The organism is Sphingomonas sp. (assembly GCF_051962185.1).
Classification (GTDB): domain Bacteria; phylum Pseudomonadota; class Alphaproteobacteria; order Sphingomonadales; family Sphingomonadaceae; genus Sphingomonas.
The window spans coordinates 1-13,182 of sequence record NZ_JBQCCN010000230.1; the positions used below are offsets into that span (position 1 = coordinate 1).

General features: G+C 65.8%; 15 protein-coding genes. 5 read left to right on the plus strand and 10 right to left on the minus strand.

What is annotated here, in order from left to right; genetic code table 11:
• Together ACTHJR_RS14555 and ACTHJR_RS14560 are read right to left on the minus strand one after the other, a co-directional pair.
• Positions 1 to 381, minus strand: a 381-nt coding sequence (locus ACTHJR_RS14555) for an MFS transporter (RefSeq protein ID WP_440523959.1), incomplete at its 3' end; no start/stop codon positions are given.
• Positions 382 to 462: 81 nt separating this feature from the next.
• On the minus strand, positions 463 to 2,844 hold the full coding sequence (locus ACTHJR_RS14560) for a TonB-dependent receptor (protein WP_440523960.1): 2,382 nt from the start codon (positions 2,842 to 2,844) through the stop codon (positions 463 to 465).
• Positions 2,845 to 2,971: 127 nt separating this feature from the next.
• Here ACTHJR_RS14560 and ACTHJR_RS14565 point away from each other — a divergent pair, with 127 nt between their 5' ends.
• The gene (locus tag ACTHJR_RS14565; protein WP_440523961.1) at positions 2,972 to 3,640 is read left to right on the plus strand and encodes a TetR/AcrR family transcriptional regulator; all 669 of its coding nucleotides are present in this window, start codon (positions 2,972 to 2,974) and stop codon (positions 3,638 to 3,640) included.
• Positions 3,641 to 3,717: 77 nt separating this feature from the next.
• On the opposite strand, the gene ACTHJR_RS14570 is transcribed toward ACTHJR_RS14565, so the two are convergent.
• The 7 genes from ACTHJR_RS14570 to ACTHJR_RS14600 all read right to left on the minus strand — a co-directional run bounded on the left by ACTHJR_RS14570 (position 3,718) and on the right by ACTHJR_RS14600 (position 8,187).
• The gene (locus tag ACTHJR_RS14570; RefSeq protein WP_440523962.1) at positions 3,718 to 4,008 is read right to left on the minus strand and encodes a GIY-YIG nuclease family protein; all 291 of its coding nucleotides are present in this window, start codon (positions 4,006 to 4,008) and stop codon (positions 3,718 to 3,720) included.
• 64 nt (positions 4,009 to 4,072) lie between these two features.
• Complete coding sequence (locus tag ACTHJR_RS14575; RefSeq protein WP_440523963.1) at positions 4,073 to 4,459, minus strand: MerR family transcriptional regulator; 387 nt, start codon at positions 4,457 to 4,459, stop codon at positions 4,073 to 4,075.
• A gap of 11 nt (positions 4,460 to 4,470) precedes the next feature.
• Complete coding sequence (locus ACTHJR_RS14580; RefSeq protein WP_440523964.1) at positions 4,471 to 4,770, minus strand: integration host factor subunit alpha; 300 nt, start codon at positions 4,768 to 4,770, stop codon at positions 4,471 to 4,473.
• 116 nt (positions 4,771 to 4,886) lie between these two features.
• On the minus strand, positions 4,887 to 5,852 hold the full coding sequence (locus ACTHJR_RS14585) for a beta-ketoacyl-ACP synthase III (RefSeq protein WP_440523965.1): 966 nt from the start codon (positions 5,850 to 5,852) through the stop codon (positions 4,887 to 4,889).
• Positions 5,849 to 6,895: a phosphate acyltransferase PlsX gene (plsX, locus tag ACTHJR_RS14590; RefSeq protein WP_440523966.1), complete on the minus strand. Its 1,047-nt coding sequence runs from the start codon at positions 6,893 to 6,895 to the stop codon at positions 5,849 to 5,851. Before plsX ends, ACTHJR_RS14585 begins: the two co-directional genes overlap by 4 nt.
• Positions 6,896 to 6,921: 26 nt before the next feature.
• The gene (gene rpmF, locus ACTHJR_RS14595) at positions 6,922 to 7,101 is read right to left on the minus strand and encodes a 50S ribosomal protein L32 (protein WP_440523967.1); all 180 of its coding nucleotides are present in this window, start codon (positions 7,099 to 7,101) and stop codon (positions 6,922 to 6,924) included.
• 120 nt (positions 7,102 to 7,221) lie between these two features.
• The gene (locus tag ACTHJR_RS14600; protein ID WP_440523968.1) at positions 7,222 to 8,187 is read right to left on the minus strand and encodes an acyl-CoA desaturase; all 966 of its coding nucleotides are present in this window, start codon (positions 8,185 to 8,187) and stop codon (positions 7,222 to 7,224) included.
• 84 nt (positions 8,188 to 8,271) lie between these two features.
• Between ACTHJR_RS14600 and ACTHJR_RS14605 the strand changes: the two genes are divergently transcribed.
• Both ACTHJR_RS14605 and ACTHJR_RS14610 read left to right on the plus strand, forming a co-directional pair.
• Positions 8,272 to 8,589 (plus strand): metalloregulator ArsR/SmtB family transcription factor, encoded by a 318-nt coding sequence (locus tag ACTHJR_RS14605; protein ID WP_440523969.1) that lies wholly within the window; start codon positions 8,272 to 8,274, stop codon positions 8,587 to 8,589.
• Between the two features lie 46 nt (positions 8,590 to 8,635).
• Complete coding sequence (locus ACTHJR_RS14610; RefSeq protein WP_440523970.1) at positions 8,636 to 9,076, plus strand: MAPEG family protein; 441 nt, start codon at positions 8,636 to 8,638, stop codon at positions 9,074 to 9,076.
• Between the two features lie 195 nt (positions 9,077 to 9,271).
• Here the strand turns inward: ACTHJR_RS14610 and ACTHJR_RS14615 are convergent, their stop codons facing one another.
• On the minus strand, positions 9,272 to 9,934 hold the full coding sequence (locus ACTHJR_RS14615) for an MBL fold metallo-hydrolase (protein WP_440523971.1): 663 nt from the start codon (positions 9,932 to 9,934) through the stop codon (positions 9,272 to 9,274).
• Between the two features lie 68 nt (positions 9,935 to 10,002).
• Here ACTHJR_RS14615 and pabB point away from each other — a divergent pair, with 68 nt between their 5' ends.
• Positions 10,003 to 11,772, plus strand: a complete 1,770-nt coding sequence (gene pabB, locus ACTHJR_RS14620; protein WP_440523972.1) for an aminodeoxychorismate synthase component I — start codon at positions 10,003 to 10,005, stop codon at positions 11,770 to 11,772.
• A 250-nt stretch (positions 11,773 to 12,022) separates the two neighbouring features.
• Positions 12,023 to 13,182: pyridoxal phosphate-dependent aminotransferase (locus tag ACTHJR_RS14625; protein WP_440523973.1), on the plus strand; the 1,160-nt coding region annotated here is incomplete at its 3' end.

Below are 13,182 nucleotides of genomic sequence, written 5' to 3' on the forward strand. Positions count from 1 at the left end.
GATCAGCGCGTAGGAAGGCGCGACGCCGCCGGCCTCTCCGACCCCGACGCCGAGGCGGGAAAGGAACAGCGACCAGAATCCGGTCGCCATCCCGCACAGGGCGGTGAACCCGCTCCACACGACCAGCGACCCGGCGATCACGCGGGTCTTGCCCACGCGGTCGGCCAGCAAGGCGAGCGGCACGCCGAGCACCGAATAAAGGATCGCGAAGGCGGTGCCGCCGATGATGCCGAACTGCGCGTCGGTTAGGTGCAGGCTCGCCTGGATCGGCTTGGCGAGGATACCTAGAATCTGTCGGTCGAGGAAGTTGAACGTATAGACGACCAGCAGCATCGTCAGCACCAATGCCGGATAGCCCGGCCGCTCGGTCCTGCTCGTCATCGCGCGCCCCTCCCCATCTCTTTATAAGACGAAGCCGGGCGCGCGGTGACGCACCCGGCTCCATCCCCCTTTAACCGCTGATCAGAATTTGAGCGAGAAGGTACCGAACACCTGGCGCGGGTTGCCGTAGAAAGCGGTGGCGATGCCTTCCTTGCCCAGCGTCGGGGTGACGTTGCCATTGGTCAGGATCAGCTTTCCGGTCGCCGCGTCCGCCGCGAGATACTGATACCCACCGATCTTGTAATGAACGTCGGTGATGTTCTTTGCATGCAGCCCGAACGAATACTGACGCTTCGAGCCGAAGCTGTAGGTCAGGTTCGCGTCCCACAAGGTATAGGCCGGCTGGTCGAGATAGGGGCTGGCGACCTCGAACTGGTGGGTCAGGCTGCGGTACGAAACGGTGGTCGAGGCGTTGAGGTCGCCGCCGCCGATCGGAAGGTTGCCGCTCAGCGTTCCCGACACCGTCCAGTTCGGCGTGTTCTGGAACTCGCGATATTGCGACACCTCGGTTCCGGTCGGGCCGATATAATGCTTATATTGGGGGTCGATATAACCCATCGTCCCGGTGAGGGTGACGTTCGAACCCGGCCCGGCGAAACCGCGCGCCAGGATCGCGTTGGTCTCGAGCTCGATGCCCTTGATCTTCGCCTTGGCCGCATTGGTGGTGATGCCGCAGAAGCTCTGCACGTTGCCGATCAGGCAGGCGACCGACCCGGGAATCTGGACGTTGGTGTAATCGGCGTAGAAGCCGTCGAGCGCCCAAGTCAGCCGCCGGTCGAACGCCGCGCCCTTCCAGCCGATCTCGTAGCTCTTCACCGACTCGGGATCGAACGAGAGGTAATTGTAGATATCCTGATAGGTCCGTCCGGCCGCCGGGTTGCTGATCGGCGCCGAGGTGCCCGAGCCGCGCGGGTCGAAGCCGCCGCCCTTGAAGCCTTCCGAATACGATATGTAGAACATATGGTCGGCGTTCGGCTTGAACGACAGACTGGCGCGTGGCGTGAAGCGCTTGAAGTTGGCCTCGCCGCGGAAGTTCGTCGACGCGCCGAGATTGAGCGTCGGGTTGCCGCCGAACTCACTGGTTGCGCCGTAGAGCGGGCCGCCCAGGAAATTCGCTTTATAGACAACCGATTTGCGCTGATCCCAGGTGTAGCGGCCGCCGACCGACAGGCTCAATTGCGGCGTGAAGTCGAAGGTGAAATCCCCGAAAATCGACGAGGTTTCTGTCCGCACGTCACCCGCGGTATAGGCGTCGAGATTGGCGAGCGTGGTGTTGAGCAGCACGTCGAACCCGGTCGAAGCTTTCGCACCGAGATAATAGAAGCCGACGATGCCGTTGACCTTGCTGCTCGACCATTGGAACTGGAATTCCTGGCTGGTCTGCTCGTTGCGATAGACCGCCGGCACGTCGACATCGACCGAGGGCGTCGAATCGAAGTCGATCGGGGTGAAGCTGCGATCCTTGCGCCACGCGCTGATCGACTTGAAGGTCAGGTTGTCGCTGAGCTTCGCGGTCGCCGTCATCGACAGGCCACCTGCCTGAATGTCCTGCTTCGGGAAGTTGAGCCCGGCATTGGTGTCGTAGACGTTCGACAACACCGGCGATCCGGTCAGCTTGCCGGCGAACAGCCGGTGGCCGTTGCGCGGCGCCGACATGTCGTGGGTATAGTCGCCGGTGATGCGCACGAGCAGGCGGCTGTCGGGCGTCTCGAACTCGATCGTGCCGCGGCCCGCCCAGATGTCCTTGTTGTAATTGTCGATGCCGAGATTGAGATTGCGGCCGAAGCCGTCGCGGGTCAGGCGCGCGCCCGACACGCCGACGCGGAGCATCGAGCCGATCGGCGTCGACAGGCTGACGATCCCGTCGGCCTGGTTGTACGAACCATAGGTGCCGCGCACGCTCGCCTCGAAATGGTCGGGCAGCCGGCGCGTGACGTACTTGACCGCGCCGCCGATCGTGTTGCGGCCGTAGAGCGTGCCCTGCGGCCCGCGCAGCACTTCGATCCGCTCGACGTCGTAAATGTCGAGCACCGCGGCCTGCGGACGGTTGAGATAGACATCGTCGAGATAGATGCCGACGCCCGCCTCGAAGCCCGGCACCGGATCCTGCTGGCCGACGCCGCGGATGAAGGCGGCGAGCGTCGAATTGGTGCCGCGCGCGTCCTTGATCGTGGTGTTGGGCGTGGTGTTCTGGATGTCGGTGAGGTCGACCGCGCCCATCTTGTCGAGCTTGTCGGCGGTGAAGGCGGTCACCGCGATCGGCACGTTGAGCAACGTTTCCGAGCGGCGGCGTGCGGTGACGACGATGTCGGCGGGCTGATCGCCGGTCGCTTGCGCATCGTCGGCGGCTTGCGCCGCGGCCGGTGCCGCGCTCGACGCCGTGTCCTGCGCGAAAGCGGGGGTAGCGAACAAGGCGGTGGCGGCGACGCCCAGGTAAAGCGCGCGCACGTGGTGACGGATCATCCCTTCAACCCTCCCAATGGTCTATCGTTCGTTCCGGAAAAAGGACCCGGTTGAACGCTTGTCGATCGGCCCTATACTGAAACCTGAACCGGGTTTCAACTTCCGGTGTAACGGGGAGGAAAAAAGAATGGTTCAGCGTGGCGCTGCGGCAACGCCTCCCCCCGGGACGAGCACGGCCGATCCGCACGGACTCGATGCCACCGCCAGCGCGGGGAAAGCGCCGCGCACCGAGCGCGGGCGGCGCACGTTGCGCGCGCTGCTCGACGCCGCCGCGGTCGAATTCGGCGAGAAGGGATTCCACGAGGGATCGATCAGCGGGATCACCCGGCGGGCGGGTGTCGCGCTCGGCAGTTTCTATACCTATTTCGATTCGAAGGACGCGATCTTCCGCGCGCTGGTTCGCGACATGTCCGACCAGGTGCGCGACACCGTCGCTCCGGCGATCCGCGCCGCCCCCGACCAGATCGCCGCCGAACGCGCCGGCCTGTTGAGCTTCCTCGCCTTCGTGCGCGGCCACAAGGAAATCTATCGCATCATCGACGAAGCCGAATTCGTCGATCCCGCCAGCTTCCGGGCACATTACGCAACCACCGCCGAGCGCATCGAGCAGCGCTTGAAAGCGGGCGCGGCGCGCGGCGAAATCCGCGACGACGTGTCCGACGTTCACGCGTGGGCGGTGATGGGGATGAACGTGTTCCTGGGTCTGCGCTACGGCGTGTGGGACGAGGATCGCACGCCCGAGGGAGTCGCGGACGTCATCGCCGATTTGCTCAGCAATGGGTTGAAGCGGCGGTAGAGGTTTCTGGCTGAGATCGCCTTATAAACCGTCATCCCCGCGAAAGCGGGGACCCATCTCTGGCAGATCCTCTCCGTCTAACGGTTGATATCGAAGAACAGATCGCGCCAATCCGGATTATCCCGCTCGATAAGCGCGATCTTCCAGGCTCGATGCCATTTCTTGATCGCTTTCTCGCGGGCAATTGCGTCGACTATCGTGTCATGCCACTCGATGTAGACGAGCCGCTTGATGCCGTATTTCTTGCAGAACTTGCTTCCCGTCCCGTCGCGATGCTGCATTAGCCGCTGGGCGATGTCAGCGCACACGCCGGTGTAGAGCGCCCCGTTCTTGCGATTGGTCAGGATGTAGACATAGCCGCCGTTCATCGGGCGCCTGCCCGAGATGGGTCCCCGCTTTCGCGGGGATGACGGTAAAACAGCACCGCCTTGCCTATCCCTCCAGCGCCCGCGCCAGCATGTCGCGAATCGTCCTCAGCGCGCTCAGATCGACCGGCGATCCGGGTACCGGCACGGGGGCGGCCGGAACGTCGACCGCGGGCGCGGGGGCCGGCGTTGCCGCGCCGCCCCGCGCCTCGACCGTCAGCAATTTCTGCACCCCGCGGATCGTATAGCCCTGCTGGTTGAGCAGATCGTCGATCCGCTTGACCAGGGCGACATCCTCGGGCCGGTAATAGCGCCGCTTCCCTGCGCGCTGCAGCGGGCGCAATTGGGGGAAGCGCGTCTCCCAATAGCGCAGGATATGCTGGGGCAGCCCGGTGTCTTCCGACACCTCGCTGATGGTGCGGAACGCGCCAGCCGCCTTGTCGAGCGCGGCCATGCGCTCAACCGTCAGCCGGCGTCGACGATGCGGTCACGCATCATCTGGCTGGCGCGGAAGGTAAGGACGCGCCGCGGCGCGATCGGCACTTCCACGCCGGTCTTGGGATTGCGCCCGATTCGCTCCCCCTTGTCGCGCAAGACGAAAGTGCCGAAGCCCGAAATCTTGACGTTCTCGCCGCGCGCCAGCGCGTCGCACATATGTTCCAGAATTTCCTCGACCAATTTGGCCGAATCGGCCCTGGATAACCCCACCTCACGCTGCAGCGCGTCGGCCAGATCGGCCCGCGTCAACGTACCCAGACTTGCCATCAACACCCTCCCTTGCGTGGCAGAAACTCGACCTAACACAATGGTGCGACGCAGGAAATGGCCTTAGTTACGCGATCATGACAGGACGTGCCCCGGGCGGGGACGGGACGACCGGTTCAGGTACGGACGACCGCGGCGCCCCAGGTGAATCCGCCGCCCATCGCTTCGAGCACGACGATCTGCCCCGGCTTGATCCGTCCGTCGCGCATCGCGGTGTCGAGCGCCAGGGGAACAGAGGCGGCCGAGGTATTGGCATGCTGGTCGACCGTGACCACGACCTTTTCGGCGGGCAGGCCGAGTTTGCGCGCGGTCGCGTCTAGAATGCGGGCATTGGCCTGGTGCGGCACCACCCAGTCGACATCGCCCGGAACCAGCCCGGCGGCGACGAGCGATTCGTCCATCACGCTGGCGAGGTTGGTGACGGCGTGGCGGAACACCTCGCGCCCCTTCATCCGCACCTTGCCGACCGTGCCGGTGGTCGAGGGACCGCCGTCGACATAGAGCAATTCATTGTGCCGGCCGTCGGCATGGAGTCGGCTGGCGAGGATGCCGGGGCCGTCCTCGGCCACGTCGCGGCTCTCGAGCACCACCGCGCCGGCGCCGTCGCCGAACAACACGCAGGTCGCGCGGTCCTCCCAATCGAGGATGCGGCTGAACGTCTCGGCGCCGATCACCAGCGCGCAATTGGCGGCGCCGGTCTTGACCAGGCTGTCGGCGACCTGGATCGCGTAGAGGAAGCCCGAACACACCGCGCCGACGTCGAACGCTACGCAATCGTCGATCCCGAGCATCGCCTGGACCTTGGTCGCGGTCGCCGGGAAGGTCTGGTCGGGAGTCGCGGTGGCGAGGACGATCAGGTCGACCTCTTCGGCCGCTTTGCCCGACGCGGCGAGCGCGGCGCGCGCGGCATCGGCGGCCAGCGTCCCGGTGGTTTCATCGGGGCCGGCGATGTGGCGGAAGCGGATACCGGTGCGCTCGACGATCCATTCGTCGCTGGTGTCGACGGTCTGGGCGAGTTCCTCGTTCGATACCCGCCGCATCGGAAGGGCGGAGCCCGTTCCGGTGATGACCGCACGCCTCACGCAACAGCTCCTTCGGGTTCATGCGTCTCGAAATGCTTGAGATCCTCGGCGATCTTGCGTGCGAGATCGTCGCGCACGCTCTTCGCGGCGACCGCGATCGCATTGGCGACCCCCGCCTCGTTGGCGCCGCCATGGCTCTTCACGACCAGCCCGTTGAGACCGAGGAAGACCGCGCCATTGTGGTTGTTGGGATCGAGATGGTGGCGGAGCAATTCGGTCGCGGGGCGCGAGATCAGGAAACCGATCTTCGAGCGCACCGAGCTGCTGAACGCGCGGCGCAACAGATCGGCGACGAAGCGCGCGGTGCCTTCCGCGGTCTTCAGCGCGATATTGCCCGAGAAGCCGTCGCACACGATGACGTCGACATCGCCGCGCGACAATTTGTCGCCTTCGATGAATCCCGAAAAGGTCAGCGGCAGGTGCGTCGCCTCGCGCAGCGCCTGCGCGGCGTCGCGGATTTCCTCGGTCCCCTTCATGTCCTCGGTACCGATGTTGAGCAGGGCGACCCGGGGAGAGGCGAGATCGAGCTGGGTCCGGGCATAGGCCGCGCCCATCACCGCGAACTGCATCAGATTGCGCGCGTCGCACTCGGTGTTGGCGCCGAGGTCGAGCACCACCGTGTCGTTCTCGCCCAGGCTCGGCATCAGCCCGGCCAGCGCGGGGCGGTCGATGCCCTTCATCGTCCTGAGCGAGACCTTGGCCATCGCCATCAGCGCGCCGGTATTGCCCGACGACACCGCCGCGGCGGCGCGGCCCTGTTTGACGAGGTCGATGGCGACACCCATCGACGTCGTCTTGGCGCGGCGCAGTGCGGCGCTCGGCTTCTCGTCGCCCTTGATCACTTCGGGCGCGTGGACGATCTCCGAATTCGCCGTCAGATTGGGGTGGTTCTTCAACCCCTCGGCGATCTTCGCCTCGTCGCCGACCAGGAAGAAATGCGTGCCGTCGAACCGGCGCCGCGCTTCCGCGACGCCCGCCAGCATCACCGCCAACCCCTCGTCACCGCCCATCGCGTCGATGGCGATCCAGGAGTTGGTGGTCACGCTAAGTCCCCCTTGATGGGCCTCGATCAGCCTTCGACCGAGACGACCTCGCGGCCGTTATAAGGGCCGCACGACGGGCAGAGATTGTGCGGGCGCTTCAACTCGCCGCAATTCGGGCACTCCTGGAACGCCTCGACCGAGAGCGCGTCATGCGCGCGGCGCATGCCACGGCGGGAGGGCGAGGTTTTCTTCTTGGGAACGGCCATTGCGGCGACAACCTTCAAAAAATCGAATTGATCAGGACGACTAGGCCCGGAAACGAACCGGCGCAACCGAACCATCGGCCACGCGGTACAGAGAGTCGGGATGCATCGCGAAGCGTGCGCCTATAGCGATTTGGCGCGGCGTTGCAACCCGCGCGGAGTCACGGTCAGCCGCTGCTCCCGCCCGGGCAGGCGATCGGGCGTGCAGACGTCCCAGGCGAGCCCCAGCCGCTCGAGCCCACGGATCAGCTGGAAACCCCAATCGCTCTGCCCCCGATAGAGGCCGATCCGCGCCGATCCGGGAAAAGCGTGATGGTTGTTGTGCCACGCCTCCCCCATAGTCGGGATCGCCGCCCAAGGCACGTCGTGCGCCTGTACGCCCGCCGCATCGACCAGCCAGGATTGCGGGCCGTGGCGATGTGCGAGATGGCCAACCAGCCAATGGCCGTGGACCGAGATCGCGACCCGCACGCACACGCCCCACACCAGCCAGGACCAGCCGCCGATCGCCCAGCACGCGAGCGCGATCGGCAGTTGCTGCATCATCCACCAGCGCTCCAGGAACCGATAGAAAGGCTGCCGCTCGAGCGCCGACACGTCGTAGGCCGGCGGGTGCGCGAGATCGAGCCGGCAATGAAGCTGCCACCAGGCGTCGGTCAAAGGCGAGCGGCGGTGCGCCAGATAGTCGTGGCAGTCGGCCTGACGCTGCGCCCAGTCGCGCAGATCGTGGGTACGGATCATCCAGAACGGTCCGCTCATCCCCACCCCCGTGCCGCACCAGATCAGGAAATACTCGATGGCGCGGGTAGTCTTGAAGCTGCGGTGGATCATCAGACGGTGGAATCCGACGGAATGACCGAACAGCAACCCGCCGCCCGTGGTGAGCAGGAACAGCAGCAGGGCGCCGGGGGTCGCGACGAACGGGCCGACGAGCAGCGCCGTCGCCGCCATCCCACCGTTCCACAGCGAATGAAGAGGATCCCAGCGAACGACACCGGTAGAAGGATCGGCACCGGAGGTTTCGACCAACCAGTTGACCGCGCACTTGTCGTGCTCATGCCGCCCGCGCGACCGTTCCTGCTCGCTCATGACTCACTTCCCTTATTTAAGCCATGTCTTAATTACCTAACTGCCATCTGGAAAGTATTTAAGCAAGTGCCTAATAGGGTGATCATGCAACGCGTCTTCGAAGCCCTGGCGTCCACCACGCGCCGCAAGATCCTGGCCTATCTGTCCAAGGCGGAAATGACCGCCGGGGAGATCGCCGCGCGATTCGAGATTTCGAAGCCGGCGGTGTCGCAGCATCTGAACGTGCTCGAAAATGCCGGGCTGGTGACCAGCGAGAAGCGCGGCCAGTACGTCCATTATCGGCTAGTCGAGGACAATCTGGCCAACACGCTCAACGGCTATCTGCAGGAAGTCTGCCCGGTGTCGCGCCCGCTCAAGCAGGAAAGCGCGGCCAGGGCGGCGGAACGCCGAAACGAGGACTGAGAGCCGGCGTCGACCGGAAAATCTTCAGAAAAAGGGGAGGAACATCATGATCTTGCCGGTAACTCTGGTGATCGCCGCGGCGATCGGGCTGATCAACGTCTGGCTGGCGTTGCGCGTGGGGACGAGTCGGGTGTCGGGCAAGATCATGCTGGGCGATGGCGGCGAGGAGGCGATGACCGCCAAGATTCGCGCGCATGGCAATCTGACCGAATATGCCCCGATGGTGCTGATCCTGATGGCGCTGATCGAGCTGGCGCGTGGGCCCAGCCTGTGGTTGTGGATCGTCGGCGCGGGGTTCGTCGTGGTGCGGCTGGCGCATGCTTTCGGGATCGGTCGGCCGGCGCCCAGCCGGTTGCGCATGATCGGCGCGCTCGGCACCTGGCTGGCGATCGTCGTGCTCGCGGTGTGGGCGCTGGCGATCGGCTATCAGGGCGAATGGGCGCCGCCGGTGGTCAAGACGCTCCCGGCGAGCCAGCCGGCGGCTTGAAGGTCTCCAATCGCGACAAGAGAGCGCCTGAAACCTACTGCCCGATCAACGACCCGATTAATGATACGCCTCCCCGGCGAAGGCCGGGGTCCAGTATCTTTGGCGTCGAGACGGCATCCCGCCGCCAGCCGCGACATCGCAGTTGGGCCCGGGCCTTCGCCGGGGGAGGGTTATTTCAACGCGACGTTCAGGAGCCTAAGCCAGCACCGAATCGGCGACGAACGGGTTCTCCTTGCGCTCCTGCCCGAAGGTACTGGGATCGCCATGGCCGGGCAGGAAGAAGGTGTCGTCGCCCATCGGCCACAGCCGCGTGACGATCGAGGTGATCAGATCCTGGTGATTGCCGCGCGGGAAATCGGTGCGGCCGATCGAGCCGCGGAACAGCACGTCGCCGACGATCGCCAGCTTCGATTCGGCGTTGTGGAACACGACATGGCCCGGGGTATGCCCGGGCGTGTGATGGACCGCGAATTCGACCTCTCCGACGGTCACCACGTCGCCCTGGTCGAGCCAGCGCGCCGGCACGAAAGAGCGGCCGGGAACGCCGTAGCGCAGCCCGTCCTCGTCGAGCTTTTCGAGCAGGAACATGTCGTCGGGGTGCGGCCCTTCGATCTCGACACCGAGATCGTCGGCGAGCTGCGCCGCCCCGCCGCAATGGTCGAAATGGCCATGCGTCACCAGGATCTTCTCGATCGTGACCCCATGCTTTTCCATCTGCGACGTGAGCAGGGGCAGGTCGCCGCCGGGATCGACGAACGCGCCGCGCATCGTCCTGGTACACCACAACAAGGTGCAATTCTGCTGGAGCGGCGTGACGGGAATGATCGCCGCGCGAAGCGGCTGCGCATTGCTGGCCATGATCCCGACCTAAGCGCGCGATGCCATGGCGGCAAGCTTGGGGTTGCCGAAGCGTCCGGAGCGGTTGCATGAGCGTCGCAGTGATCCGCCGCGACCGCCCTTTCGTATTGCTCGACGATGCCCGCGTGACGGGCGCCGCGCCCGCGCGGCTGTACCGGGCGCCGGTCGAGATCGTCGAGGCGCGGACGGTCGCCGAGGTGAAGCCCGCGCTCGAACGGTTGCGGGCAGCGCGCAATCGCGGCCTGCATGCCGCCGGCTTCATGGCCTATGAGGCGGCCGCCGCGTTCGAGCCGGTGCTGGGCGAGCTGCCCGCCGCGCCGACGCCATTATTGTGGTTCGGCCTGTTCGACGGGTTCGACCAGATCGCCGCCGACGCCGTCGCCGCGCATCTGCCCGATCCCGCCGCCGCCTGGCTCGGCGCACCGCGACCCGATGTCGATCGCGACGGCTATGCCACGCGGTTCGAGGCGGTCCATGCGCTGATCGAGGCGGGCGATTTCTATCAGGCCAATCTCAGCTATCGCGCCCGCGTGCCAATCGTCGGCGATCCGCTCGCCGCTTATGCCGGGCTCCGCGACCGGGCGCGCGCCGGCTATGGCGCGGTGATCTGGACGGGGCACGACTGGTTGTTGTCGCTGTCGCCCGAATTGTTCTTCGCGCTCGACGGCGGCCGCCTGACCACGCGGCCGATGAAGGGCACGGCGCGGCGCGGTGCGACTCCCGACGAGGACCGCGCGCTGGCGGCGTCGCTGCACGACGATGCCAAGCAGCGCGCCGAGAATCTGATGATCGTCGACCTGCTGCGCAACGACCTCTCGCGGGTCGCCGAGCCGGCCAGCGTCGCGGTGCCCGAATTGTTCGCGGTCGAGACCTATCCGACGATCCACACCATGACCTCCACCGTCACCGCGACGCTGGCACCCGACCAGGACGCGATCGACGTGCTGGCGGCGCTGTTCCCGTGCGGCTCGATCACCGGCGCGCCCAAGATCCGCGCGATCGAGGCGCTGGCCGAGATCGAGGCGTCGAGCGCGCCGCGCGGCCCCTATACCGGCGCGATCGGCCGGCTCGACGCGACCGGCGGCGCGATGTTCAACGTCGCGATCCGGACCTTGGTGATCGAGCAAGGCGCCGACCACGGATCGCTCGGCGTCGGCGGCGGCATCGTCGCCGATTCGCGGATGGTCGAGGAATGGGACGAGGCGCTGGCCAAGACCGAGTTCGTGACCGCGGGCCATCGCCGCTTCGACCTGATCGAGACGATGGCGTTCGATCCGATCGACGGGATCGTCCTGCTCGAACGCCATCTGGCGCGAATGAAGGAAAGCGCGCTCGCGCTCGGCTTCGAATTCGACCGCCATGCCGCGCGCAACGAACTCCAGGCCGCGACTTTCCGGCTGCGCGACGCGAAGCGCATCCGCTTGCTGCTGGCGCCGTCAGGCGCGGTCGCGATCGAGGTCGCGCCGATGCCGGTCACGCCAGCCGATCCGGTCGAAGTCGAGATCGCACCGCTGCCGGTCGCCCCGACCGATTTCCGTCTGCGCCACAAGACCAGCGACCGCGCCTTTTACGATCGCGCGCGCAACGGTTTCGAGACGCTGTTCGAGGTCGACGGCCAGCTGACCGAAGGCAGTTTCACCAACCTGTTCGTCGAGCGCGACGGCGTATTGCTGACTCCGCCGCTTGGCCTCGGGCTGCTCCCCGGGGTGCTCCGCGCGGAACTGGTCGAGAGCGGCCGTGCGGTCGAGGCGGCGCTAACCCGCGACGATCTCGTCCACGGCTTCTTGCTCGGCAATGCGTTGCGCGGATTGATCCCGGCCAAGCTGAAGCAAGAATAGGCTCGTCTGACAGAGCGGCCCTTCCCGCCGTCACCCCGGCCTTGTGCCGGGGTCCAACCCTCCTCAACGGAATCCCTCCGCTGTGACACGTTGGATGCCGGAACAAGTCCGGCATGACGGGAAGGATGCGCGTTGAAACGAGGTGGCGACCGGTTTCGACACAGCGGAGCTATGAACCCGCAAAACCTTTGTTGCGGTTGCGAAGACCGAGCGCAGCGCTATAGCGCCCCCGTCCATTAGGGAGCCCATCATGCAGCCATCCGCCGCGCTCGCCCGCATCAAGCCCTCGCCGACGCTGGCGATCACCAGCCGCGTCCAGGAATTGAAGCGCGAAGGCGTCGACGTGATCGGCCTGGGCGCGGGCGAGCCCGATTTCGACACGCCCGAGTTCATCAAGGAAGCCGGGATCAAGGCGATCCGCGACGGCAAGACCAAATACACCAATGTCGACGGCACGCCCGAGCTCAAGGAAGCGGTGCAGCTCAAGTTCAAGCGCGACAACGGCCTGGACTATGCGATCAACCAGATCACGGTGAACGCGGGCGGCAAGCACACCTTGTTCAACGCGATGGTAGCGACGCTCGATCCGGGCGACGAGGTCGTCATCCCGGCACCATACTGGGTGAGCTATCCCGACGTCGTGCTGTTCGCCGGCGGCACCCCGGTGTTCGCCGCGGCGGGCGCGGCGCAGAATTACAAGCTCAAGCCCGACCAGCTCGAGGCGGCGATCACGCCCAAGACCAAATGGGTCATCCTCAACTCGCCGTCCAACCCGACCGGCGCCGCCTATAGCGAGGCCGAACTGAAGGCGCTGGGCGAGGTGCTCGAGCGCCACCCGCACGTCTGGATCTATGCCGACGATATGTACGAGCACATCGTGTTCGACGACTTCAAATTCACCTCGATCGCCCAGGTCTGCCCGTCGCTCTACGACCGCACGCTGACCGCCAATGGCTGTTCGAAAGCCTATGCGATGACCGGCTGGCGGATCGGCTTCGCCGGCGGCGCGCCGTGGCTGATCAAGGCGATGTCGAAGCTGCAGTCGCAATCGACCAGCAATCCCTGCTCGATCGCCCAGGCGGCGTCGGTTGCGGCGCTGACCGGCGATCAGGCCTTCCTCAAGGACAATGCGGCGCTGTTCCAGTCGCGGCGCGACCTGGTGGTGTCGATGCTCAACCAGGCGACCGGCATCACTTGCCCGCGGCCCGAGGGCGCCTTCTACGTCTATCCCGAATTCTCGGCGCTGATCGGCAAGACCACGCCGGGCGGCCGGACCATCGCGACCGACGAGGATTTCGTCGGCTATCTGCTCGACGACGCCAAGGTCGCCGCGGTGCAGGGCGAGGCGTTCGGCCTGTCGCCGGCGATGCGGATCAGCTACGCGACCTCGGACGAGCTGCTGCGCGAGGC

Excerpts from the sequence above, each read along its gene's own strand:
- ACTHJR_RS14560 (WP_440523960.1), bottom strand. The coding sequence starts at position 2,844 with ATGATCCGTCACCACGTGCGCGCGCTTTACCTGGGCGTCGCCGCCACC.
- ACTHJR_RS14565 (WP_440523961.1), top strand. The coding sequence starts at position 2,972 with ATGGTTCAGCGTGGCGCTGCGGCAACGCCTCCCCCCGGGACGAGCACG.
- ACTHJR_RS14570 (WP_440523962.1), bottom strand. The coding sequence starts at position 4,008 with ATGAACGGCGGCTATGTCTACATCCTGACCAATCGCAAGAACGGGGCG.
- ACTHJR_RS14575 (WP_440523963.1), bottom strand. The coding sequence starts at position 4,459 with ATGGCCGCGCTCGACAAGGCGGCTGGCGCGTTCCGCACCATCAGCGAG.
- ACTHJR_RS14580 (WP_440523964.1), bottom strand. The coding sequence starts at position 4,770 with ATGGCAAGTCTGGGTACGTTGACGCGGGCCGATCTGGCCGACGCGCTG.
- rpmF (WP_440523967.1), bottom strand. The coding sequence starts at position 7,101 with ATGGCCGTTCCCAAGAAGAAAACCTCGCCCTCCCGCCGTGGCATGCGC.
- ACTHJR_RS14600 (WP_440523968.1), bottom strand. The coding sequence starts at position 8,187 with ATGAGCGAGCAGGAACGGTCGCGCGGGCGGCATGAGCACGACAAGTGC.
- ACTHJR_RS14605 (WP_440523969.1), top strand. The coding sequence starts at position 8,272 with ATGCAACGCGTCTTCGAAGCCCTGGCGTCCACCACGCGCCGCAAGATC.
- ACTHJR_RS14610 (WP_440523970.1), top strand. The coding sequence starts at position 8,636 with ATGATCTTGCCGGTAACTCTGGTGATCGCCGCGGCGATCGGGCTGATC.
- ACTHJR_RS14615 (WP_440523971.1), bottom strand. The coding sequence starts at position 9,934 with ATGGCCAGCAATGCGCAGCCGCTTCGCGCGGCGATCATTCCCGTCACG.
- pabB (WP_440523972.1), top strand. The coding sequence starts at position 10,003 with ATGAGCGTCGCAGTGATCCGCCGCGACCGCCCTTTCGTATTGCTCGAC.